Genomic DNA, 22,233 nt, shown 5'->3' on the forward strand with positions numbered 1-22,233 from the left:
CCGGCTCACCGCGCGCCAAGACTGGAACGCGCGCTATGAAAGGTCCTTTCCTTGCAAAATTTGCAAGGAAAGGACCTTTCATAGCGCGCTAGGGAGGCCTACTGGGCGCTGCTCGTGCTCGTGTCGGTGCCCGAGGTGCTGGACCGGCCGGGCGAGGAGTCGGGCGCGCCGCTGGAGCTGGAGCCGCCGCCCGTAGTGGTCGTAGTGGTAGCCGGCGGATTGCCGGTCGAAGTCTCCGGTGGGTTGCTGGTCGTAGGCTTCTCCGACGGCGGCTTAGACGAGGACGGCGGCTTCGACGACGAAGGGGGGTTCGGTCCGGGGCCGGGACCCGGTCCGGGGTTAGGGATCGGGATCGGAATCGGCGGCGGGGTGACGATGCTCGTCGTCTCCTTGCCGTCCGCGCCGACCGACGTCACCGTGGTCGGCGGCGGCGTGGAGCTGGTGGGCGCGCCGGGGGTCGGCTCGCCGCTGACGGTCATCGGGCCGCCGGGGACGGCGTTGCCGGGGACCAGCTGGACGCCGGCGGGGGAGGTGTTCTGTCCGCCGGGGATGCCGGTGCCGCCCGCGGTGGCCGAGACGCCGGGGCCCGCCAGTTCGGCGATCGCGGCGAAGGCCGTCGCCACCACGAGGCCACTGACGCCGAGTACGGCGTAGCCGCTGCGGTTGAGCTTGCCGGTGGCGCCGCGCGGGGGCGCCACGGACACGCGTGCGCTCGGATCAGACCCGTCGGGACGGGACATGTGCTGGCTCCTCGGATGGGGGACTTCGGGGAGTTCGAGACAGCAGGCGAGTATGCCAAGCCGTCTCCGGCTACCCGGGCGAGGTAGCCCAAGTGGGGACCCGGCGCGGAGATTATCACCGCCACTTCACCCTCCGCGAACGACGGCGGACCGGGTGTTCACTCTCCGCGTTCGTCCGCATGGTGCACGATAGGGGTCGTGAGTGAGGAAGAAACACACATCAGGCTGACGGCGTGGGTGCACGGCCGGGTACAGGGAGTCGGTTTCCGCTGGTGGACCCGTAGCCGTGCGCTGGAGCTGGGGTTGGTCGGGAGCGCGGCCAATCTGGCGGACGGGCGTGTCGAGGTGATAGCGGAGGGTGTTCGTGAACACTGTGAGCGGCTTTTGGCGGCTCTGCGCTCGGGAGAATCACCCGGTAGTGTGGATCGCGTCGTCGAGCGCTGGTCACCCGCGAAAGGCGGGCTCCGCGGGTTCGTGGAACGCTGAACCGGCGCCTACGTACCCGCGTCCCACGATCGCACCGGGCACACAGGTAGCCTGGGCCGATTGAACGAGGAGTTCCCGCGGCAAGAGGGGTCAGCACGACGTGCACCTGAAGAGCCTGACGCTCAAGGGCTTCAAGTCCTTCGCCTCGGCGACGACGTTGCGTTTCGAGCCGGGCATCACCTGCGTGGTCGGACCGAACGGCTCTGGCAAGTCGAACGTCCTCGACGCGCTCCGCTGGGTCATGGGCACCCAGGGCGCGAAGGACCTGCGCGGCGGCAAGATGGAGGACGTCATCTTCGCCGGGACCGCCGGCCGCGCCCCGCTCGGGCGCGCCGAGGTCACCCTCACCATCGACAACGCCGACGGCGCGCTGCCCATCGAGTACTCCGAGGTCTCGATCACCCGCCGGATGTTCCGCGACGGCGCGAGCGAGTACGAGATCAACGGTGACCGCTGCCGTCTGATGGACGTGCAGGAACTGCTGTCGGACTCCGGTATCGGCCGCGAGATGCACGTCATCGTCGGGCAGGGCCAGCTGTCGGCGATCCTCGAATCCAAACCCGAGGAGCGCCGCGCCTTCATCGAAGAGGCCGCCGGTGTCCTCAAGCACCGCAAGCGCAAGGAACAGACCCTGCGCAAGCTCGCGAACATGCAGGGCAACCTCGACCGGCTCGGCGACCTCACCACCGAGCTGCGCCGCCAGCTCAAACCGCTGGGCAAACAGGCCGAGATCGCCCGCAAGGCGCAGTGGGTGCAGTCCGAACTGCGTGACGCCCGGCTGCGGCTGTTCGCCCACGACCTGGTCACGCAGCGCGAAGGCCTCGCCAAAGAAGAGGCGGACGAGCGCGTCGCCCGTCAGCGCCGCGCAGAGGTCGAGCAGGCGCTGGAGATCGTCTCCGCCGAGGAAGCCGAACTCGAAGCCTCGCTCGCCGAGGACGCGCCGAAGCTCGCCGCGGCCCAGGAGACCTGGTACAAGCTTTCCGCGCTGACGGAACGGTTGCGCGGCACCGTGCGGCTCGCGCTGGAGCGTCAACGGCATCTGTCGTCCGACGTGCAGCAGGCGAGCACCGGCCGTGACCCCGACGAGCTGCTCGCCGAGGCCGAGCAGGTCGCCGAGCGGGAGCAGGAGCTCAACGAGGCCGTCGCCGAGGCGCGGATGATGCTCTCGGAGACCGTCCAGCGTCGTGAGCAGCTCGAACACCTCGTCCAGGCGGCCGAGCGCGCGCATATGGCCGCCGTCCGCGCGATCGCCGATCGCCGGGAAGGGCTGGCGAAGCTCTCCGGGCAGGTCGAGGCGCTGCGAAGTAAGAACGGTGCCACCTCCGACGAGATCGACAGGCTCACCGTGTCGCTCGAAGAGGCCGCCGAGCGTGCGGAGATCGCCGTCGAGGAGCTCGAAGAGGCCAAGGCCGCGGGCGGTGTCGAGGAGTCCGACGACTCCGAACTGCAGGCCCACCACGACCGCGCGGTGGAGGCCAACAACGCCGCCAAGGCGCGGGTCGAGGAGCTGGTCAAGGCCGAGCGGGCGGCTGAACGCGAGATCGCTTCGGAGAAGGCGCGCGTCGAGGCGCTGTCGATGGGCTTGCGCCGCAAGGACGGCGCCGGTGCGCTGCTCGGCGCGCAGCACGAACTCCCCGGTCTGCTCGGCTCGGTGGCCGCGCTGCTCACCGTCGAACCCGGCCACGAGGTCGCGCTGGCCGCGGCGCTCGGCCCGGTGGCCGACGCGGTCGCGGTCAACGGTGGCGCCGACGCGCTCGCCGCGCTGAAGTTCTTGAAGGACAACGACTCCGGTCGTGCGGGCATCCTGCTCGGTGGCCTGGAATCCACTGTGGACACCAGTGCCTGGCCGTCGCTGCCCGAGGGCGCGCGCTGGGCCCGCGAAGTGGTCACGGCGCCGTCCGCGCTGCGCTCCGCCGTCGAGCACGCGCTCGACCGGGTGGCCATTGTGGACGGTCTGGACTCCGCGCGCCGTCTGGTCGAGGTGTACCCCGAGGTCAGTACGGTCACGCCGGAGGGCGACGTCTTCGGTGCCCGCTGGGCGGTCGGTGGTTCGGCCCGCAGCGAGAGCGTGATCGAGGTACAGGCCGCCGTCGACGAGGCCGGAGACCGGCTGCGGGCCGCCGAGCGCGCGCTGGAACGCACCGCCGCGGAACTCGAAGGTGCCCGTGCCAGCCAGCAGGCCCGCCGTGAAGAGGTCGGCAGGGCAAAGGACGCGCTCGGGGACGCGAAGGTCCGCAAGGCCCGTTCGTCCGAGCGGCTGAACCGGATGCAGCAGGCCGCGCGCGCCGCCCAGGCCGAGATGGACCGGCTGAGCAATCAGCGTGCCAAGGTCGAGCAGAGTCGTGAAGAGGCACTGCGGCAGCTCGCGGAACTCGAAGAGCGGCTGGCCGCCGTCGCCGACCAAGAGGTCGACGAGGATCCGGACACCGCCGAACGCGACCAGGCCGCCGAAGACCTCGGCACGGTCCGCCAGGAGGAGATGGAGTCCCGGCTCGCGCTGCGCACCGCCGAGGAGCGCGCGCGGAGCATCCAGGGCAAGGCCGAATCGCTCCGCCGGGCCGCGCACGCGGAACGGCAGGCCCGTGAACGCGCCGAAAAGTCCAGGGCAGCGCGGAAACGCGGCGCCGAGATCGCCAACGCGGTGGTCAACGGCGGCGAGATCGCGCTGGAGCGCATCGAGGTCTCCGTGCAGCGCGCCGCCCACGAACGGGACGAGGTGCAGGCGCGGCGGCAGTCGAGGGAGACCGCGCTGACGCAGGTCCGCGGCAAGGTCCGCGAGCTGACCGGTGAACTGGAGAAGCTCACCGACGCCGTCCACCGCGACGAGGTCCTGCGGGCCGAGCAGCGGCTGCGGCTGGAACAGCTCGAAACCAAGATCGCCGAAGACTTCGGGATCGGTCTCGAAGATCTCGTCTCCGAATACGGCCCGGACGTCCCCGTGCCGCCGAGCGCGGGGGAGATGGCCGAGTACGAAGCGGCCAAGGAACGCGGCGAAGACGTCACCCCTCCGCCGCCCATGCCGTTCGACCGCGACACCCAGGCCCGCCGGGCGAAGCGCGCGGAGAAGGACCTGAGCCTGCTGGGCAAGGTCAACCCGCTGGCGCTGGAGGAGTTCGCGGCGCTGGAGGAGCGGTACAAGTTCCTCTCGACCCAGCTCGAAGACCTCAAGGACACCCGCAAGGACCTCGAAGCCGTCATCAAACAGGTCGACGAGAAGATCCTCGAGGTCTTCGCGTCGGCGTACGAGGACGTCGCGCGCGAATTCGAGACCGTGTTCAGCGTGCTGTTCCCCGGCGGCGAGGGGCGCATGGTGCTCACTCAGCCCAACGACCTGCTTTCCACCGGCGTCGACGTCGAAGCGCGCCCGCCGGGCAAGAAGGTCAAGCGGCTCTCGCTGCTCTCCGGTGGCGAGAAGTCGCTCGTCGCCGTCGGCATGCTGGTGGCGATCTTCCGTGCCCGGCCTTCGCCCTTCTACGTCATGGACGAGGTCGAGGCCGCGCTCGACGACACCAACATGCGACGGCTCATCGGGCTGCTGGAGCAGCTGCGCGATTCTTCGCAGCTGATCATCATCACCCACCAGAAGCCGACCATGGAGATCGCCGACGCCCTGTACGGCGTTTCGATGCAGGGTGACGGCATCACGAAGGTCATCTCGCAGCGGCTGCGGACTGCCGAAGACGACCCGGTTTCCGCCTAGCGCGCGCCATGAAAGGTCCTTTCCTTGCAAAATTTGCAAGGAAAGGACCTTTCATGGCGTCTTTTCCCACCTGGTTGCGGCTCGGGGGCTGAAGGGCGCTTTCCCTCCCGTCGCATGCGGGGAAAGCGCCCTTCGCCGCGTGAGATGCGGGGAAGGGCCCCTTCAGCCCCTTCCTTGCACGCCGCCGGCGCTACTTGGCCGCCCAGAACGCGTAGTCCGCGGAGTACCGGCTCGCCGTCTGCGCGCCGGCCGTGCAGGTGCCCGCCGGAGCGAGCCCGCCGCGCGTGTCGAGCCGCTGGACGTAGGTGATCTTGCCGAAGACCCCGTCGCCACTGTTCAGGTTCGCCTTCAGCAGCAGTTCCGGTACCGCGTTCGGCCGGGGGCTGGAGGCGCCGGGCACCACCGCCGCGCCGACCGTGCTGCCGTCCACAGTGGACGTCCACACCGGACCCTTGCTGTGCAGGGCGATCGCCCGTCCGTGGTGGCTCAGTGTCGCGGCGGGCTGGATCAGGGTCCACGCCCCGTTGGCGCAGCCGTAGATCTGCACGCCCTCGCCTCGGTAGGTGGCGACCCGGGTGTTCCCGTCCGGAACCTTGACGGATTCCGGTACTGGACGTTGATTTCCGCCTGCCTGGACATCGGCCGGGTTGTTCGCGGCATACGCGCTCGCGCCGCTCCCGAGCAACAGGGCGCCGATCGCGATGGTGACAGTCGCACGCTTCATCGTCTCTACCTCTCCTCGCCCGCCGTCTTCAGGCAGGTCCCGCAGCCGACACGGAGGAGAGGTAGAGAACGTTCAAAGATGTGACTCAGCTCACACTGACTCGGCTTCTTTCACGTCCGGCTCCGCGAGCGGGTCCACGCTCCCGTGCCGCAGCGAAAGAAGTCCGCCCACCACGAGCGTGATCACCACGCCGCACAACGTGTACCAAGGCCACGCCAGCGCCACCTTGGTCCCGGCGGCCCGGCCGAAGTCGATGCCGATCAGGCTGCCGTCCGGTTTGTTGAACTTGACGCCGAGGATGAGGAAAGCCATCACGATCACCGTCGACACGAACGCGACGATCGCGTCCGACTGCCTCGCCCGCTTGAACAGCAGCCCCAGCAGGAACGCGCCGAGCAGCGCGCCGTAGGTGTAGCCGGTGATACCGAGGGCCTGCACCACGATCGGATCGGCCGACGTCTTGTTCGAAGAGGCGAAGAAGCCCGCGCACAGGATCAGCGCGCCCGCCCAGATGATCGTCCAGATCCGGCCGTGCTTGAGCCGGTCGGCTTCCGGCAGCTGCCTGCCGATCACCCGTTCGTAGACGTCGGTCACCGTGGACGACGCCAGCGCGCCGAGTGACGAACTCAGTGCGGCGGCGAGGATCCCGGCGATCACGAAACCGGACAGACCGCTCGGCAGGTCGTTCACGATGAAGTTCGCGAACAGTTCGTCCTTGTTGGCGAGCCCGAGGCCTTCCGGCTTCGGTTTGGTCGGGTTCAGGCCGTTGTACAGCGCCCACAGCAGTACGCCGATGAACAGGAACAGCGCGAACTGCAGGAAGACCACGAAACCGCTGGCGACCAGGGCCTTCCGCGCGGCGCGCAGGTCGTTGGTGGCCTGCAGGCGCTGCACGATCAGCTGGTCGGAACCGTGCGACGCCATCGAGAGCACCGCGCCGCCGATCACGGCGGTGAAGAACGCGTACTGCCCGGTGAGCATGTTCGAGGAGAAGTCGAAGAGCTGGAACTTGTTGGCGTCGACGGCCTTGCCGAACCAGCCGTCCGGGAGCCGCCCGGCGATAACCCAGATGACCACGACCGCGCCGAGGATGTACCAGAGCATCTGGATCGCGTCGACCCAGACGACCGCGCGCACCCCGCCGAAGAAGCTGTAGATCACCATCGCGATGCCGAGCCCGACCACGATGGTCCAGTACGAGACTGTCAGGCCGTACGCGGCGAGCACCACCTTGATCGGGATGGCGGTGGCGAACAGCCGGATGCCGTCGGCCAGCGTGCGGGTGAGCAGGAAGGTCACCGACGCGGTGCCCTGCAACCCGTTGCCGAACCGCTTGCCCAGGAAGGCGTACGCGGTGACCAGGTTGCCCGCCACATAGCGGGGCAACAGCACCATCGACACCACGATCCGGCCGGCGATGTAGCCGATCGCCAGCGCCAGGTAGGTCATCCCGCCTTCGCCCGGGGTGGCGATGTAGGCCACCGTCGGTACGGAGAGCACGGTGAGGGTGGACGTCTCCGCGGAGACCACCGACAGGCAGGCCACCCACCAGGAGATCTTGCCTTCGCCGACGAAGTAGTCGGAGCCGGATTTCTGTTTGCCGCCGATCCAGATGCCCAGCAGGGGCATGCCGACCAGAAAAAGCCCGATGATCGCGAGGTCAAGTGCGCGCATCCGTATCTCCTATCGCTCGCCGGTCGTCGCCGCTACCCGTAGCCGGGTCACGGTTGAGGCATGAGGCACGGGAAGCCGCAGGGGCCCCGCGCCCGGGGTGATGTTGCCGAGCAGCCGGTCGCCGCGGGCGCCGGTCGCCGACGGGAGGTTTCCCGGGACGCCGGACCAGGTCAGCCAGCCGAGCAGAATGGTCAGGTATGCCTCTTTGCCCGCACGTGGCAACCCGTGGTCGTCGCTGGTCTTCAGCGCCGTATCGGGCAGATTTCGGGCGAGTGCGGCCATCAGCGCCGGGTTGTCGGCGCCGCCGCCGGAGACGATCAGCGTCGTGATCGCGTGCCGACGGCATTCCGCGGCGATCGTCACGGCGGTGAGTTCGGTCAGCGTCGCCAGTAGGTCTTCCGCGCCGACGGGCGGGAGACCTTCGAGCGCGGTGTCGAGGTACGCGCCGTGGAACAGTTCCTTGCCGGTCGACTTCGGCGGCGCGGCCGCGTAATACGGATCGAGCAGGAGTTTCGCGAGCAGATCGGTCCGGACGCTCCCGCGCAGGGCGAGCGCTCCGTCGATGTCGGCACGCCGTCCGGTGGCGCGATGCGCGGCGATGTCCATCAGGGCGTTGCCCGGCCCGGTGTCGTAGGCCAGAACGGCACCGCCGTCCGCGGGGACCACGGTGATGTTCGCGATGCCGCCGATGTTCAAGGCGGCGACCGGGCCGGAATCGGCCATTTCCCGGAGCCACAACGCGTCCAGCGTGCCGGCGAGCGGTGCGCCGTGCCCGCCGGCGGCGACGTCGCGCACGCGCAGGTCGGCCACCACGGGCAGCCCGGTGCGCTCGGCGATCCACGCCGGATTCCCCAGTTGCAGGGTGCCGCGCGCGGTGCCGTCCTCGATCCAGTGGAACACCGTCTGGCCCAGTGAAGCGACGACGTCGGCTTTGCCGCCCGCCAGTTCCTCGATGCCGCGAGCGGCGGCCACGCCGAAGGCCTGGCCTACCAGGGTGTCGAGTTTCGTGAGCTGTTCGGCGCTGCAGGGATTCGGCGGCAGTGCGCCGAGCAAGGCTTCGCGGAGCGGTTCGGGATAAGGGACTTCGAGCTGACCGAGCGGGGAAAGCTCCACGGTGTCACCGTGGGCGCGCAGTTCGGCGGCCGCCACGTCGATCCCGTCGATCGACGTGCCGGAGATGAGTCCGATCACCCGGACCCCAGTGCCGGAGAAAACCGTCATTTGGAGTGGTCTAGCCCTCGTTCCGGAGGCCGCGCAAGCAGGACTGTTTCTTCTTGTCCGAAATGAGTCCTATCCAGTGGGTGTCTGACAAGATCCGCTACCTCGCAGTGGGGCGCCTGAGCCGGGCCGGGTGCGGATGCGAAGATGGCGCCGTGTCGAGCTCCCCCTGGTTCTGGATCGTTGTCGTTGCCGTCGTGGTACTGGTCGCCGTGTTGGTGGCCGGGCTGTTCATCGCGCGCCGCCGCCGGATCAGCCTGGACGAATCCAAGGCTGCCGAGGCCGTCGAGCGCGCGAAGCCGAAGGGCGGCGGATATGCCGCGACCGGCGGGATCGCGCTCGCTCCGGGTGGTGAGAAGACCGACGAGGCCGAGGAGCCCGTCGAGCCGGAGCATCCGGTCGAGGATCGTCCCGAGACCGACGGCCAGCCCGCGGTCGGGGACGACGCGGCGGTGCCGAGGGATTCCGCGCAGCGCACGGTGCGCGACGTCGAACTCCCCGAACCCGCCGGGCCCGTCGAGGAGCCCGCTCCCGCTCGCGAGGAGATCGCCCCGGCGACCGGGCGGATCGAGCGGCTGCGCGGCCGGCTTTCGAAGTCGCGTTCGGTGTTCGGGCAGAGCCTGCTGGGCCTGCTGGGTGCCGGTGACCTGGACGAGGACTCCTGGCAGGACGTCGAAGACACGCTGCTCATGGCCGACTTGGGCGCCGCGACGACCACCGAGATCGTCGAACGCCTGCGTGAAGAGCTCAAGCGCCGCGCCGTACGGACGTCCGAGGAGGCGCGCACGGTCCTGCAGGAGGTCCTCACCGCCGCTCTGTCGACCGACGCCGTCCGTGCCGTCCGTGCGCTGCCGCACGTCGTCGACGGCGTGAAGCAGCCCGCTGTCGTGCTGGTCGCCGGGGTCAACGGCACCGGCAAGACCACCACCACCGGCAAGCTCGCCCGGGTGCTCGTCGCGCAGGGGAGCTCCGTCGTGCTCGGCGCGGCCGACACCTTCCGGGCCGCCGCGGCGGACCAGTTGCAGACCTGGGCCAAGCGCGTTGGCGCGGAGGTCGTGCGCGGCAAGGAAGGCGCGGACCCGGCGGCGGTCGCCTTCGACGCCGTCAAACGCGGCACCGAGGCAGGGGTGGACGCGGTCCTGATCGACACCGCCGGCCGTCTGCACACCAAGACCGGCCTGATGGACGAGCTGGGCAAGGTCAAACGAGTCGTCGAGAAGCAGGCGAAGGTCGACGAGGTGCTGCTCGTGCTCGACGCCACCACCGGGCAGAACGGGCTGATGCAGGCCCGGGTGTTCTCGGAGGTCATCGACGTCACCGGCATCGTGCTCACCAAGCTGGACGGCACGGCCAAGGGCGGCATCGTCTTCCAGGTGCAGCGTGAACTCGGCGTGCCGGTGAAGCTGGTCGGTCTCGGTGAGGGGCCGGACGACCTGGCGCCCTTCGAGCCGGGCGCGTTCGTCGAGGCCCTGCTCAGCAGCTAGGACCCGGACGGCCGCCCGACCCGCCAGCCGCCGGCGGGCGGGTCGGGCGGAGACGCCTGGGCTGTGGAGGGCTTGCGTGACGGCTTGGATGCGCCCGGTTTGGCTCCGCTTCGTTTGGGCTCGAGTCGTCGGGGTGCCTGGACGAGCACCGGCGCCGGGCGCAGCCGTGCCTTCCTGGTGCGGTTGTGGCCGAGCCAGAGCCGTTGCCATCCGACGGCGTGCAGGGTTTCCGTCTGGCCGTGCAGGGGCGAGAGCTGAACGACCCACGCCGTGATCTCGTAGGTGCCCCGTCTCAGTCTCACGCGGAGGGTTTCCCCGAGCACCATGGGCAGGCTCAGGGTCTCGGGGTAGCCGTCGACCTTCCGCAAGATCAGCCGGACCGGTGCTTTCGCGCCTCGCCAGTACGGCAGGGTGTACTTCACGGTGATGTCGAGGTCGCTGGTCGCTTCGGCGCCTTGGACGCTGAGATCGTGCCGCCGCGGCTTCCGGCCGTCCGTGGCCATCGCCCGGTCGAGCGCCTTCTCCGCGAGTTTCCGCCCCACCCAGGCGATCACCGGTTCGACCATCGGACATCCCCTCGCTCGGCCCCTTTCGAGGTTACGGCGAAGGCCCCTCTCCCGGCTCAGCCGAAAGAGGGGCCTTCGCGGACTTCGCGGTCAGACGGAGACCGGAGCGCCGTCCTCGATTGCCGCGGTCTTCTTGTCCCGCATCACCAGGAACGCGACCACCGCCGCGGCCAGCACACCGACCGCGCTCACCAGGAACGTCGTCGACATCGCCGAGGTGAACGCCTCACGGGCCGCGGTGATCAGCCCGCCGTCACCGGTGGCGAAGGCGTCGCTGATCGAAAGCCGCGCTCGCGCCGGGGCGGACGCGGGCATCTGCGAGGTGAACAGACCGGACACGACGCTGCCCAGGATCGCGATGCCGAGTGCGGCGCCCAGCTGCTGGATGGTGTCGTTGAGCGCGGAGCCGACCCCGGCCTGCTCCTCCGGGACCTCGCCCATCAACGCCGCGATCGCCGCCGGCATCGCCAGCCCGCCACCGGCACCGAGGACGAACAGCGCGACGGCGGGCAGCAGGAAACCGTCGTCCGTCGACAGGGTCGCGAGCAGGCCGAACCCGGCGGCCATCACCGTCATCCCGGCCGTGGCCAGCGCGCGGTTGCCGATCTTCTGGCCCAGCGTGGCACCGAGGGTGTTGCAGAGCAGCGACGCGATGGCCATCGGGATGAAGGCCAGCCCCGCCTCGGTCGGGGTGTAGCCGAGGACGAACTGCAGGTACTGGGTCAGGAGCAGCAGCAGTCCGCCGTTGCCGATCTGCACCAGCGTGAGCGACAGGCTGCCGCCGCTGAAGTTGCGCTTGCGGAACAGCTTGAGCGGGACCATCGGCGACGGCGTGTGCCGCTCCCAGAGCACGAAGCCGATCAGGCTCACCGCCGCGATCGCCAGCGGGATCAGGGTCCCGGCCTGGGTGATGCCGTGCTTGGGCAGTTCGATGATCGTCCAGACCAGCGCGACCATGCCGGTCGCGGACAGGATCGCGCCGAGCGGGTCCGGCTTCTGCCACGGGCCCTTGGACTCGGGCATCAGCGTGAGCGCGGCGAGCACCGCGACGACGACGATCGGCACGTTGATCAGGAACACCGCACCCCACCAGAACCACGCGATCAGCACGCCGCCCAGCACCGGGCCGCCGATCAGGCCGAGCATCGCGACCGCGCTCCACGCCGCCATCGCCTTGCGGCGTTCCTCGTCGTCGAAGACGGTGATCAGGATCGACAGCGTGCTCGGCATGATCAGCGCGCCGCCGACCCCCATCACCGCGCGGGCCACGATCAGTTCCAGCGGGTTCGCGGCGAACGCGGCGACGAGTGAGGCCGCCCCGAAGAGGGCGAGGCCGAGGATCATCACCTTCCGGCGGCCGAAGCGGTCGCCGAGACTTCCCGAGGTGAGCAGCAGCCCGGCGAACACCAGGATGTAGGAGTCGAGGATCCACTGCGTGTCCTGGGCGCTCGCCCCGAGGTCTTCGGCGAGCGGCGGCACGGCGACGGTCAGCACCATGTTGTCCACGACCAGCACGAGCGTGCTCAGGCACAGCACGATCAGGATCCACCAGCGGCGCGGATCGCGCCCTTCGATCGCCTTCATCGGGAAACCCCCAGAGGTAGTTGCGTACGTTGTTCCGTTGATGCGCACACTGTACGCAGAAGGCGAGAGCGTTCGCAAGGGGGTACGTCGTACGCTAGGGTGGCGGCATGCCAACTGACGAGAAGCCGATCCAGTCGGTGTGGACCCGTCCGCGCCGGAAGCGGGATCAACCCGCGTTGAGCCAGGCGCAGATCGTCGCCGAGGCGGTCCGGCTCCTCGACGTCGAAGGCGTCGACGCGCTGAGCATGCGCAGGCTCGGCACCGCGCTCAACGCGGGCGCCACCTCGCTGTACCGGCACGTGGCCAACCGCGACGAGCTGATCGAGCTGGTCGTCGACGAGGTCTACGGCGAGATCACCGTGCCGGATGGGGATGCCGGGTGGCGCGAAGCGGCCGTGGTGGGGGCGCAAAGCGTGCGCGCGATGATCCTGCGGCACCCCTGGATCGCGTCATTGCTCGGCTCGGTCGGCCTGTCGTATCTGGGGCCGAACGTCATGCGGCTCAACGAGCGGCTGCTGGCCGTCTTCGTGGCCGCGGGCTTCCCGGACGACGAGGCGGATCAGGCGATCAGCGCGGTGATCTCGTATGTCATCGGCATGGGGACCACCGAGGCGGCATGGCTCACGACGGTCGCGAAGAGCGGTCGGAGCGAGCGTGAATGGGCGGCGCATCTCCGCCCCGCCGTCGAGGAGGCGGCACGGGAGTACCCGCACCAGCGGGACCGGCTCGTCCGCGACGACGTCGAAACCGACCCGGAGCGGCTCCGCGACGAGAAGTTCCGCTACGGGCTGGAGCGGATGCTCGACGGCCTGGAGACCCGCCTCAAACGGTGACCCCGTCACGCGAAAGGGTCGAACCGAGCGCGGTCGCGATCCGCTGGACGGCGGGCGCGATCCGCTCGACGGCCTCCATCGTGAGCCGTCCCGAAGGTCCGGACACCGAGACCGCGGCCGGCACCGGCGCGCCCGGGACCGCGACGGCCACGCAGCGGACGCCGAGTTCCTGCTCGGCCTCGTCGAGCGCGTAACCCTGCTGGGCGATTTTCGCCAACTCGCGCAGAAGCGCGTCCTGGTCGGTGAAGGTGTGCTCGGTGTAGGAGGGCATGCCGGTCCGCGAGAGCAGTGCCGTGACGTCCTTGGACGGCAGATGCGCGAGCATCGCTTTCCCCACGCCGGTGCCGTGCGGCAGGAGCCGCCGTCCGACCTCGGTGAACATGCGCATCGAGTGCTTCGACGGCACCTGGGCGACGTAGACGACCTCGTCCCGCTCCAGTACCGCGAGGTTCGCGGTCTCGCCGACCTCGTCGACCAGTTCCGCGAGCAGTGGCCGCGCCCACGAACCGAACTGCATGCTGGCGTTCTCACCCAGCCGGATGAGCCGGGCGCCCAGCGCGTACCGGCGGTTGGTGTTCTGCCGGACGTAACCCAGGTCCACCAGCGTCCTGATCAGCCGATGGATGGTCGGCATCGGCAGCCCGGACAGGGTGGCCAGCTCCGAAAGACTGGCCTCGCCGCCCGTGTCCGCGAGATGCTCGAGGAGCTCGAAGGCCCGCTGAAGGGACTGGACGCCGCCGTCGCGCCCGTTCTTCTCCGCTGCCACCGTGGTACTCCTTACGTCCGCGTTGATGTTCCGCTATGCAGAAACTATAGTCCGTCATGTAAAACCGTAGGGACGTTATCTTTCCGAACTCGGGGTGTTACTCATGTCTGAAGCTCAGGTGCTCGGCGATCCGGTCGAGCGCGGGGAAGAGATCCTCACGCCGGAGGCCCTTGCCTTCCTCGCCGGTCTGCACGAGGCCTTCGCCGCCCGCCGCGACGAGCTGCTGCAGGCCAGGAGCAAGCGCCGCGAGGAGGCCAGGACCACCGGCAAACTCGACTTCCTGCCCGAGACCAAGGAGATCCGCGAGGGCGACTGGAAGGTGGCCGAGGCCCCGCCCGCCCTGCGTGACCGCCGCGTCGAGATCACCGGCCCGACCGACCGCAAGATGACCATCAACGCGCTGAACTCCGGCGCCAAGGTCTGGCTCGCCGATCTCGAAGACGCCAACACGCCGCACTGGGCGAACGTCATCTCCGGCCAGGTCAACCTGTACGACGCCGTCCGCGAGACCATCACGCTGGAGAGCGGCGGCAAGAGCTACGCGCTGAAGGACGACGTCGAGCACGCGACCATCGTCGTCCGCCCGCGCGGCTGGCACCTCGACGAGCGCGGCCTGTCCTTCGGCGGGCGCCAGGCCGTCGGCGCGCTGGTCGACTTCGGCCTGTACTTCTTCCACAACGCCCAGGAGCTGCTGAACCGCGGCAAGGGCCCGTACTTCTACCTGCCGAAGATGGAGAGCCACCTCGAAGCCCGGCTCTGGAACGACGTCTTCACCCACGCGGAGAAGACCCTCGGCATCGACCACGGCACCGTCCGCGCGACCGTGCTGATCGAGACCATCCCGGCCGCGTTCGAGATGGAGGAGATCCTCTACGAACTGCGCGAGCACGCTTCCGGTCTCAACGCCGGCCGCTGGGACTACCTGTTCAGCGTGATCAAGTACTTCCGCGACGCGGGCGAGAAATTCGTGCTGCCGGACCGCAACTCGGTCACCATGACCGCGCCGTTCATGCGCGCCTACACCGAACTGCTGGTGCGCACCTGCCACAAGCGCGGCGCGTTCGCGATCGGCGGTATGGCCGCGTTCATCCCGAACCGCAAGGACCCGGAAGTCACCGCCGCGGCGCTCGACAAGGTCCGCGCCGACAAGAGCCGTGAGGCCGGCGACGGCTTCGACGGTTCCTGGGTCGCGCACCCGGGCATGGTCGACATCTGCCGCGAGGAGTTCGACAAGGTCCTCGGCGACAAGCCGAACCAGCTCGACCGGACCCGCGACGAGGTGTCGGTGACCGCCGACCAGCTGCTCGACGCGGCTTCGACGCCGGGTGGCGCCACCGCGGCCGGTCTGCGGGCCGCGGTCGACGTCGGTATCCGCTACATCGCCTCTTGGCTGAGCGGAAACGGCGCGGCGGCGATCCACAACCTGATGGAGGACGCGGCCACCGCGGAGATCTCGCGTTCGCAGGTGTGGCAGTGGGTGCGCAACGGCACGCAGCTCGACACGGGCGACAAGGTCACCGAGGAACTGGTGCGAGGTGTGCTGGCCGAGGTCCGCGGCGAACTGGCCGCCGAGATCAAGCCGGAGCTGCTGGAACCCGCCGTCGAACTGTTCGAGCAGGTCGCGCTCGCCGACGAGTTCCCGGACTTCCTGACGCTGCCCGCCTACGAACGGATCAAGTAGACAGATGGGGAACGGGCGGCTCACCGAGGACGTCTACACCGCCGCCGACGCGCGCCTCGCCGAGGCCGACGCGCGCGTCGCGGCCAACTACCCTGGTGAGCCGCCCGGCCGCCAGCCCGTCCACACCGTGTACGTGCCCGCGTCGCGGTACAAGACGCGGCTGGTGGCGGATTGGGGAAAGCAGGCCCTGCGGGTCTTCGGCGAGCACGCCGACCAGCTGGGCCTGGACGCTGACGTCGCCGACCGCGTCCGGACCAAACTGCTCACCGAGCCGATCGAGGATCTGCGGATCGATTTCGAGGACGGCTACGGCAAACCCGGCGACGCGGAGGAGGACGCCACCGCGCTCGCCGCGGGGCGGACGCTGGCCATCACCGGCGGCACACCGTTCGTCGGCATCCGGTTCAAGAGCTTCGAGCAGGCCACCCGGCGTCGCGGTATCCGCACCCTGGACCTGTTTTTGGCGGGGTTGCTGGAAAGCGGGCCGCTGCCGGAAGGATTCGTCGTCACGCTGCCGAAGGTGACCGCCGTCGAGCAGGTCGAGGTGGCGGCGGATGTCCTGGAGCGCCTCGAATCCGCGTACGGCCTGCCCAGCGGTGCCCTGCGGTTCGAAGTCCAGATCGAGACTGCTCAGTCCATTGTGGACGTCGATGGGGCGGTCGCGGTGCCGCGGATCATCGAAGCCGCGCGCGGCCGGTGTTCGGGGCTGCACTACGGGACTTACGACTACAGCGCGGGGCTCGGGATCAGCGCCGAGTACCAGAGCATGGAACACCCGGCCGCCGACTTCGCCAAGCAGCTCATGCAGGTTTCGGCCGCCGGTACCGGTGTCCGGCTTTCCGACGGCTCGACGAACAAGCTGCCCGTCGGCGACGCGATCCTCCCGGCCTGGCGCGAACATCTGCGCCTGGTGCGGCGTTCCCTGGAGCGCGGCTTCTATCAGGGCTGGGATCTGCATCCGCATCAGCTGCCGACCCGGTTCGCCGCGACGTACGCATTCTTCCGCGAGGGCTTCCCGGCGGCTTTGGGACGGCTGCGGGACTACGCGGACCAGACCGGTCGTGGAGTGCTTGACGAGCCCGCGACGGCGCAGGCGCTGGCGGGTTTCCTGCTGCGAGGACTGGATTGCGGCGCGGTGGACGAAGGGGAGCTTTCGTTCTCGCGGTCCGAATTGGACGGTTACGTACGCAGAACTCCGTGATATTCGGCGAGAACCTCGTCGAGCGAGCCGTGTGCGCGAATCCGGCCTTCGTCCATCCAGAGTGCGGTGGTGCACAGTTCGCGCAGCAGCTCGTCGGCGTGTGAAGCGAACACCAGCACGCCCGAGCGGCGGGCGAGGTCGACCAGCCGCTCGCGCGCCTTGGCGAGGAACGCGGCGTCGATCGCGCCGAGGCCCTCGTCGAGGATGAGGATCTCGGGGTCGATGGTGGTCACCACGCCGAGCGCGAGCCGCACGCGCATGCCGGCGGAGTAGGTGCGCAGGGGCATGCGCAGATAGTCGCCGAGTTCGGTGAACTCCGCGATGTCGTCGACCCGCTTCTCCATCTGCCTGCGGCTCATGCCGAGGAACAGGCCCCGGATCAGGATGTTCTCGTAGCCGGAGACCTCCGGGTCCAGTCCCACGCCGAGATCGAAGACCGGCGCGATCCGGCCGACGACCCGCGAGGTGCCCCGCGTCGGCTCGTAGATGCCGGACAGCAGCCGCAGGAGAGTGGACTTCCCGGCACCGTTGTGCCCGACCAAGCCGACTCGGTCGCCGTCGCTCAGTGACAGGGTGATGTTCCTGAGCGCCTCGACGATGGGGATCTTCGCTCCGGTGCCGATCTTGCCGCCGACCTTGCCGAGCACTTCCTTCTTGAGGGACCTGGTCTTGGCGTCGAAGATCGGGAAATCGACGTACGCGCCCTGCACCTCGATGCTCACCATCGTGCCGCCCTCCGTGCTGCTCGGTCTCGCCAGATGCGAACGGAAGTTATCATTCGCATTTGGTCGAGTTTCGGCCTCCCGTCGACGGGAGGTAACGTGCGCCCGGTGAGCCAGCGATCCGTCGAACAGGGTTTTCGCCCGCCGCAACAAGCCCGCAGCCGGGAGTCCCTGCACAAGGTGCTGGCCGCCGCCGAGCATGTCCTGGCCGAACAGGGCATCGAGGAGTTCACCGTCGCGGCGGTCGCCGAGCGGGCGGGCATGTCGGTGGGCGCGATCTATCGCCGGTTCGTGGGCAAGAACCAGCTGCTGTACGCCGTGAAGGACCAGTTGCTCGGCCAACTGGAAAGTGGTGTCAGCGAAGCGCTTCGGGCGGCGCCTCCCGGACTGGCCGGGATCGTCGGCGCGTTCACCCAGGCTCTGGCGGACACCTTCGCCCGTCACGACCGGATCTTCCCGGAGCTGCTCGACGGTCAGCGCGCCGACGGACGCGAACGCGGGCTCCAGGCCTTGGCCGCGATCCAGACCGCCTTCGTCGAAGCCGCGCGGCCTTGGTTCGAGGAGATCCGCCGGACGGATCGCGAGCAGGCCATCGGCATGCTGACGCGGACCGTCATCGGTTCCTGCGTGCACCGCGCGGCCACCGGTCGTCACTGGCCCGACGGCCTGAGCTGGGAGGTTTGGGCGAGCGAAATGACCGAGATGACTTTGGCTTACCTGGGGCCGGGTGGTCGTGAGTGGTAAGTGTCGTTCTGGCCAAGGGTGTTCCGTGCCCGAGAGCCGCACGCTGTGTGGCGGTGGCTCGTCGATGAAGGAATTGGGACACTCAACGTCCCAATTCCGTCATCGACGAGGTGGTTGCACCGCCACGCGCCACCCGCAGGTCAGGCGTAGGCACCTAAGTGAGGGTTCGTTCTAACGACACTTACCACTCACGGCCACCCCGACACAGTGCGTTCCGGGACCGCGTTTAGCCGGCTAAACGCGGTTCGCGAGCGCCCTTACGCGAGCGCCTTCACATAACGCCGACAGGGAACCAAAACCGGCCCCTCCGGCCCGGCGACCCGATTCTCGAACTCGCCGTCGTCCACCCACCCGCACCGCTCATAGAACCGCCGCGCCCGCGCGTTCCCCGGCGCCACGGCGAGCCAGGCGCGGGAATGCCCGCCTTCGCTCACAAGCCGCTCCGCCTCCGAAAGCAGTGTCCCGGCGACCCCGCTCCCGCGATGAGCCGAGGAAACGTAGACCTGCTCGACCTCGTCGCCGACGACCATCACGAACCCCGCCACCTCGCCGCGAGCCACGGCGACGGTCGTGTCGCCGACGCGTTCCCCGGCGCGTTTCCAGAAGGATTCGCGAGTGCGGATGCGCACGAGCGCGTCGGGCACGTTGCCGAGATGGCCGTCTTTCCAGCCGTGGTACCAGATTTCCGCGACGGCGTCGGAGTCCGCGGTGGTCGCCCGCCGGAGCGCGAGGGGAGTGGACATGGCCTGGAGTCTAGTGATGGCCGCGGTCGAGGGTGGTTCCTCTCACAGCGCGGCGTAACACGCGCGGAACATCCGACCCTTAGGTTCCGCCCATGTCGAAGTCCGGTGGGCGTTGGTACACATCATTGTTCGTGCAATTGCTGGTCGCCGTGGTGGCCGGTGTCCTGATCGGACATTTCTGGCCGTCGCTGGGTGCGCAGCTGAAACCGGTCGGTGACGGGTTCATCCGGCTGATCAAGATGATCATCGCGCCGCTGATCTTCTGTGTCGTGGTGACCGGGATCGCGGCGGTCGGTGACATCAAGGCGGTCGGCCGGATCGGGTTCAAGGCGATCCTGTACTTCGAGATCGTCACGACCTTCGCGCTGGTCTTCGGTCTCCTGATCGCCAACGTGTTCCGGCCGGGCAGTGGGCTCGACATCGATCCGGCGACGCTCGACCCGGCCGCGGTGGACAAGAAGACCAACGGCGGACACTTGCCGTCCATCGGCGACTTCCTCCTCCACACCATCCCGGACAGTGTCGTCAACGCGTTCGCGGAGAACCAGTTGTTGCAGGTGCTGGTGTTCGCGGTGTTCTTCGGCGTCGCGCTGGCGGCCATCGGTCGGGAACGGGCGCCGCTCGTGCTCGGGTTCGTCGATCAGGTGCAGCAGATCATCTTCAAGGTGATGGGCTGGATCATGCGCGTCGCGCCGCTGGGCGCGTTCGGCGCGATGGCGTTCATCATCGGCCAGTACGGGATTTCCACGCTCGGCACGTACGCGAAACTGATCGCCGCCTGCTATGGCGCGGGTGTGCTGTTCGTCCTGATTCTCGCCTTGATTTCCCGGTTCTACGCCGGGGTTTCGATCTGGCGGTTCCTCCGGTACGCCCGCGAAGAGTTCCTGCTGGCCCTCGGCACGGCGTCGACCGAATCCGTGATGCCGCGGATCATGACGAAGCTGACCGACGCCGGCTGTTCGCGTGCGGCGACCGGACTCGTGGTGCCGACCGGGTATTCGTTCAACCTCGACGGCGCGACGATCTACCTGTCGATCTGCACGGTGTTCCTGGCGCAGGCGTTCGGAGTCGACATGTCGATCGGTCAGCAGTTGCTCGCGGTCGGGATCCTGATGCTCACGTCGAAGGGGATGGCGGGCGTTCCGGGCTCGTCGTTCCTCGCGCTGTCGGCGACGGCCGCCGCGATCGGCGCGTTCCCGGTCGCCGGGGTCGCGTTGCTGCTCGGCGCGGACCGGCTGATGGACTCGATGCGCGTTTTCGTGAACCTGCTGGGAAACTGCGTCGCGACTTTCGTGGTGGCGAAGTCGGAGAAGCAACTGGATCGCGAGAAGATGCTGGCGGCACTGGAAAAGCCGGTCAAAGCCGAGTGACCCTAGCGGAGCCGGGGAAGAGCGTCGCGGGCGAAATGGCTCAGTGTCCGCAGGTCCTGCGTGAACTGTTCGCGGTGGTCGGCGGGCAACGGGTCGAGGAAGAACCGCTGGATGTTCTCGACGTGCACCCGCGCGGCCCGCACGGTCGTCTCCTCGCCCGCTTCGGTCAGCCGGACGAGTTGCACTCGGCGGTCGTCGGGATCGGCGGTGCGGACCACCAGGCCGAGCGTCGTCATCCGGTCGACCAGCCGGGTCGCGCCGCCGGTGGTCAGCACCTGCTCCTGCGCGATCGCGCGCATGCTCCTCCCGGCCGCACCCGACCGTCCCACGATCAGCAGGACCTCGAACATCAGATGCGAGATCCCGCATTCGGTCTCCAGCGCGCGGCCGAGGAGGTATTCGAGCCGGTTCGCCGCGCCCATCATCCGCCCGAACGCGACCACCCGCGGGTCGTAGGCGGCTTCCTTCGCCGTGGTGATGCGCATTTCAGCTCCCTGCCGACAAAGCCAGATAGACGTCCAGTTGCTCGGTGAACTCGCTCAGATCGACGCCGAGCAGTTCACTCGCCCGCCCGATCCGGTACCGCAAGGTGTTGACGTGGACGTGCAGTGCCCGCGCCGCTCGCGTCGGCGAGCCGGAGCATTCGAGGAAGACGCGCAGGGTGTGCACCAGATCGGTGCCCTGCTCGGCGTCGTATCCGAGCAGCGGGCCCAGTACCCGCTGCCGCAACGCCGCCCGCAGGTCGTCGGACGCGCCAGCCAGCAGCAGCCGGTGCATGCCGATCTCGCCGCCGGGGACGACCTCGACCGCGCCCGCCCGCTCCGCCGCCACGGCCAGCGCGTAGCGCGCGACCTCTTTCGCGCCCCGCAGCGCGGAAACCGGGGAACGGTCGCTGATCCCGATCAGCACCCGACGGCACGGCAACAGCGATTCCACCCTGGCCAAGGCCTCCGCCACGGTGGCGGGCCAGTCCTCCGGCCACTCGCCGTCGTCCTCGGCCACCGCCCAGGTCGTTTCGCCGCCCATGCCGACGAGGGCGCCCGGAGGCAGCAACTCGGTCAAGATCCCGCGCGCCGCTTCGGATCCCTCGGCACGGGCGACGACGACACGCAGATCGCCGCGCAGTCCGGTCGCGGTCAGTGCCGCGTGCGGATCGCTTCCCTCGTCGAGAGCGGCCAGCAGCGGTTCGACCACCCGGTCGGTGACCGCGCGGACCTCGTCCGCCCGGGTCCGCGCGAGCCCGATCAGCCCGGCGAGTTCTTCGGCGATCTCCGCCTGCGCCGCGGTGAGCCTGCCGCCGATCGCGAGCAGCCACGGCACCGCGTGCCTTCCGCCCACCGGCCGGATGGAGACGTCGTCCGCTTCGAGGGAACGCCCGCCCGCGGCGACGAACCGGCGCACCAGTTCGTTCGGCGCGGTCGCGGGTACCACCCAGCAGGGGAGGCCGAGCTCCGCGCGGGCCCGGTCCAGCAGCGTCTCCATCGGCACGTCTTCGGTCGCCGCTGAAAGCAAACGTTTGCGGGCGCCTTCCGCGGCCCCGGCCAACGCCAGGACGACCCGCTCGGTGACGACGGAGAACGACAGATCCGCCGGTACCTCCAGCAACGGGATCCGGTGTCGCGTACAGGCTTCGACGAGGTCTTCCGGAATGCCGTCGGAATCCGCGCCGGAAGCCGCCAGCGCCGCCGCCCCGGCCTTCGCCAACGCGGCGACGAACGCCTCGGAGTCGCCGGGACCGCGCCACCACAGCAACCCGCTCAGCACGAGTTCGCCCGCCGACACGTACCGGCCGGGATCGGGCAGTTCGGTGACGTAGATCCGGGACACGGGACGGTCGAGAAGGGCGGTCCCGGCGCGTACGCGCAAGCGCAACCCGGGCAGCGCGAGCAGAGTTTTCACGGTCGTCATCAGGTTTGTAGGAAACCACAAATCGACCGGCGTGTGCTGGGGAGATTTCATGCTTCGGCACCGTTGCCGCCGTACGGGCGGAGGGCGTC

Annotated in this window: 19 protein-coding genes; 8 read left to right on the forward strand and 11 right to left on the reverse strand. The window is 69.0% G+C overall.

Going from position 1 to position 22,233, the window contains the following annotated elements; all coding sequences use genetic code 11:
• Window positions 1-98 precede the first annotated feature (98 nt).
• On the reverse strand, window positions 99-740 hold the full coding sequence (locus ACZ5ZX_RS25760) for a hypothetical protein (RefSeq protein WP_465504542.1): 642 nt from the start codon (window positions 738-740) through the stop codon (window positions 99-101).
• 198 nt (window positions 741-938) lie between these two features.
• Here ACZ5ZX_RS25760 and ACZ5ZX_RS25765 point away from each other — a divergent pair, with 198 nt between their 5' ends.
• Together ACZ5ZX_RS25765 and smc are read left to right on the forward strand one after the other, a co-directional pair.
• The gene (locus ACZ5ZX_RS25765; RefSeq protein ID WP_465504543.1) at window positions 939-1,226 is read left to right on the forward strand and encodes an acylphosphatase; all 288 of its coding nucleotides are present in this window, start codon (window positions 939-941) and stop codon (window positions 1,224-1,226) included.
• 100 nt (window positions 1,227-1,326) lie between these two features.
• Window positions 1,327-4,926, forward strand: coding sequence for a chromosome segregation protein SMC (smc, locus tag ACZ5ZX_RS25770; RefSeq protein ID WP_465504544.1), 3,600 nt, complete (start codon window positions 1,327-1,329; stop codon window positions 4,924-4,926).
• Window positions 4,927-5,116: 190 nt separating this feature from the next.
• Here the strand turns inward: smc and ACZ5ZX_RS25775 are convergent, their stop codons facing one another.
• The 3 genes from ACZ5ZX_RS25775 to ACZ5ZX_RS25785 form a co-directional block, all read right to left on the reverse strand.
• Window positions 5,117-5,650: a DUF3455 domain-containing protein gene (locus ACZ5ZX_RS25775; RefSeq protein WP_465504545.1), complete on the reverse strand. Its 534-nt coding sequence runs from the start codon at window positions 5,648-5,650 to the stop codon at window positions 5,117-5,119.
• Window positions 5,651-5,740: 90 nt separating this feature from the next.
• Window positions 5,741-7,324, reverse strand: a complete 1,584-nt coding sequence (locus tag ACZ5ZX_RS25780; protein WP_465504546.1) for a sodium:solute symporter — start codon at window positions 7,322-7,324, stop codon at window positions 5,741-5,743.
• Between the two features lie 9 nt (window positions 7,325-7,333).
• On the reverse strand, window positions 7,334-8,545 hold the full coding sequence (locus tag ACZ5ZX_RS25785) for an anhydro-N-acetylmuramic acid kinase (protein WP_465504547.1): 1,212 nt from the start codon (window positions 8,543-8,545) through the stop codon (window positions 7,334-7,336).
• Between the two features lie 152 nt (window positions 8,546-8,697).
• Here ACZ5ZX_RS25785 and ftsY point away from each other — a divergent pair, with 152 nt between their 5' ends.
• Window positions 8,698-10,026, forward strand: a complete 1,329-nt coding sequence (ftsY, locus tag ACZ5ZX_RS25790; RefSeq protein WP_465504548.1) for a signal recognition particle-docking protein FtsY — start codon at window positions 8,698-8,700, stop codon at window positions 10,024-10,026.
• On the opposite strand, the gene ACZ5ZX_RS25795 is transcribed toward ftsY, so the two are convergent.
• Window positions 10,023-10,592, reverse strand: coding sequence for a hypothetical protein (locus ACZ5ZX_RS25795; RefSeq protein ID WP_465504549.1), 570 nt, complete (start codon window positions 10,590-10,592; stop codon window positions 10,023-10,025). The two genes, ftsY and ACZ5ZX_RS25795, sit on opposite strands and share 4 nt — an antisense overlap.
• A gap of 90 nt (window positions 10,593-10,682) precedes the next feature.
• On the reverse strand, window positions 10,683-12,176 hold the full coding sequence (locus ACZ5ZX_RS25800) for an MFS transporter (protein ID WP_465504550.1): 1,494 nt from the start codon (window positions 12,174-12,176) through the stop codon (window positions 10,683-10,685).
• A gap of 107 nt (window positions 12,177-12,283) precedes the next feature.
• On the opposite strand from ACZ5ZX_RS25800, the gene ACZ5ZX_RS25805 reads away from it, so the two are divergent.
• Complete coding sequence (locus ACZ5ZX_RS25805) at window positions 12,284-13,009, forward strand: TetR/AcrR family transcriptional regulator (RefSeq protein WP_465504551.1); 726 nt, start codon at window positions 12,284-12,286, stop codon at window positions 13,007-13,009.
• On the opposite strand, the gene ACZ5ZX_RS25810 is transcribed toward ACZ5ZX_RS25805, so the two are convergent.
• The gene (locus ACZ5ZX_RS25810; RefSeq protein WP_465504552.1) at window positions 12,999-13,775 is read right to left on the reverse strand and encodes an IclR family transcriptional regulator; all 777 of its coding nucleotides are present in this window, start codon (window positions 13,773-13,775) and stop codon (window positions 12,999-13,001) included. The two genes, ACZ5ZX_RS25805 and ACZ5ZX_RS25810, sit on opposite strands and share 11 nt — an antisense overlap.
• A 103-nt stretch (window positions 13,776-13,878) precedes the next feature.
• Here ACZ5ZX_RS25810 and aceB point away from each other — a divergent pair, with 103 nt between their 5' ends.
• Together aceB and ACZ5ZX_RS25820 are read left to right on the forward strand one after the other, a co-directional pair.
• Window positions 13,879-15,456 (forward strand): malate synthase A, encoded by a 1,578-nt coding sequence (gene aceB / locus ACZ5ZX_RS25815; protein ID WP_465504553.1) that lies wholly within the window; start codon window positions 13,879-13,881, stop codon window positions 15,454-15,456.
• A 4-nt stretch (window positions 15,457-15,460) separates the two neighbouring features.
• Window positions 15,461-16,657, forward strand: a complete 1,197-nt coding sequence (locus tag ACZ5ZX_RS25820; RefSeq protein ID WP_465504554.1) for a DUF6986 family protein — start codon at window positions 15,461-15,463, stop codon at window positions 16,655-16,657.
• Here the strand turns inward: ACZ5ZX_RS25820 and wzt are convergent.
• Window positions 16,636-17,382: a galactan export ABC transporter ATP-binding subunit Wzt/RfbE gene (wzt, locus tag ACZ5ZX_RS25825; protein WP_465504555.1), complete on the reverse strand. Its 747-nt coding sequence runs from the start codon at window positions 17,380-17,382 to the stop codon at window positions 16,636-16,638. The genes ACZ5ZX_RS25820 and wzt overlap by 22 nt on opposite strands.
• 105 nt (window positions 17,383-17,487) lie before the next feature.
• Between wzt and ACZ5ZX_RS25830 the strand changes: the two genes are divergently transcribed.
• Entirely contained in the window at window positions 17,488-18,123 is a 636-nt protein-coding gene (locus tag ACZ5ZX_RS25830) for a TetR/AcrR family transcriptional regulator (RefSeq protein ID WP_465504556.1), read from the forward strand.
• A 257-nt stretch (window positions 18,124-18,380) separates the two neighbouring features.
• On the opposite strand, the gene ACZ5ZX_RS25835 is transcribed toward ACZ5ZX_RS25830, so the two are convergent.
• Window positions 18,381-18,866: a GNAT family N-acetyltransferase gene (locus ACZ5ZX_RS25835; RefSeq protein ID WP_465504557.1), complete on the reverse strand. Its 486-nt coding sequence runs from the start codon at window positions 18,864-18,866 to the stop codon at window positions 18,381-18,383.
• Window positions 18,867-18,958: 92 nt separating this feature from the next.
• Here ACZ5ZX_RS25835 and dctA point away from each other — a divergent pair, with 92 nt between their 5' ends.
• Window positions 18,959-20,236, forward strand: coding sequence for a C4-dicarboxylate transporter DctA (gene dctA / locus ACZ5ZX_RS25840; protein ID WP_465504558.1), 1,278 nt, complete (start codon window positions 18,959-18,961; stop codon window positions 20,234-20,236).
• A 2-nt stretch (window positions 20,237-20,238) separates the two neighbouring features.
• Here dctA and ACZ5ZX_RS25845 read toward each other — a convergent pair whose 3' ends face one another.
• A complete protein-coding gene (locus ACZ5ZX_RS25845; protein ID WP_465504559.1) occupies window positions 20,239-20,721 on the reverse strand; it encodes a MarR family winged helix-turn-helix transcriptional regulator in 483 nt (160 codons plus the stop codon).
• A 1-nt stretch (window position 20,722) separates the two neighbouring features.
• Window positions 20,723-22,144: a PucR family transcriptional regulator gene (locus ACZ5ZX_RS25850; protein ID WP_465504560.1), complete on the reverse strand. Its 1,422-nt coding sequence runs from the start codon at window positions 22,142-22,144 to the stop codon at window positions 20,723-20,725.
• Window positions 22,145-22,233 lie beyond the last annotated feature (89 nt).

The organism is Amycolatopsis sp. NPDC033938 (assembly GCF_055575975.1).

Bases quoted from the DNA above. Each gene is read 5' to 3' on its own strand.
- ACZ5ZX_RS25760 (WP_465504542.1), bottom strand. From the start codon at position 740: ATGTCCCGTCCCGACGGGTCTGATCCGAGCGCACGCGTGTCCGTGGCG.
- ACZ5ZX_RS25775 (WP_465504545.1), bottom strand. From the start codon at position 5,650: ATGAAGCGTGCGACTGTCACCATCGCGATCGGCGCCCTGTTGCTCGGG.
- ACZ5ZX_RS25780 (WP_465504546.1), bottom strand. From the start codon at position 7,324: ATGCGCGCACTTGACCTCGCGATCATCGGGCTTTTTCTGGTCGGCATG.
- ACZ5ZX_RS25785 (WP_465504547.1), bottom strand. From the start codon at position 8,545: ATGACGGTTTTCTCCGGCACTGGGGTCCGGGTGATCGGACTCATCTCC.
- ACZ5ZX_RS25795 (WP_465504549.1), bottom strand. From the start codon at position 10,592: ATGGTCGAACCGGTGATCGCCTGGGTGGGGCGGAAACTCGCGGAGAAG.
- ACZ5ZX_RS25800 (WP_465504550.1), bottom strand. From the start codon at position 12,176: ATGAAGGCGATCGAAGGGCGCGATCCGCGCCGCTGGTGGATCCTGATC.
- ACZ5ZX_RS25805 (WP_465504551.1), top strand. From the start codon at position 12,284: ATGCCAACTGACGAGAAGCCGATCCAGTCGGTGTGGACCCGTCCGCGC.
- aceB (WP_465504553.1), top strand. From the start codon at position 13,879: ATGTCTGAAGCTCAGGTGCTCGGCGATCCGGTCGAGCGCGGGGAAGAG.
- ACZ5ZX_RS25820 (WP_465504554.1), top strand. From the start codon at position 15,461: ATGGGGAACGGGCGGCTCACCGAGGACGTCTACACCGCCGCCGACGCG.
- wzt (WP_465504555.1), bottom strand. From the start codon at position 17,382: ATGGTGAGCATCGAGGTGCAGGGCGCGTACGTCGATTTCCCGATCTTC.
- ACZ5ZX_RS25835 (WP_465504557.1), bottom strand. From the start codon at position 18,866: ATGTCCACTCCCCTCGCGCTCCGGCGGGCGACCACCGCGGACTCCGAC.
- dctA (WP_465504558.1), top strand. From the start codon at position 18,959: ATGTCGAAGTCCGGTGGGCGTTGGTACACATCATTGTTCGTGCAATTG.
- ACZ5ZX_RS25845 (WP_465504559.1), bottom strand. From the start codon at position 20,721: ATGCGCATCACCACGGCGAAGGAAGCCGCCTACGACCCGCGGGTGGTC.
- ACZ5ZX_RS25850 (WP_465504560.1), bottom strand. From the start codon at position 22,144: ATGACGACCGTGAAAACTCTGCTCGCGCTGCCCGGGTTGCGCTTGCGC.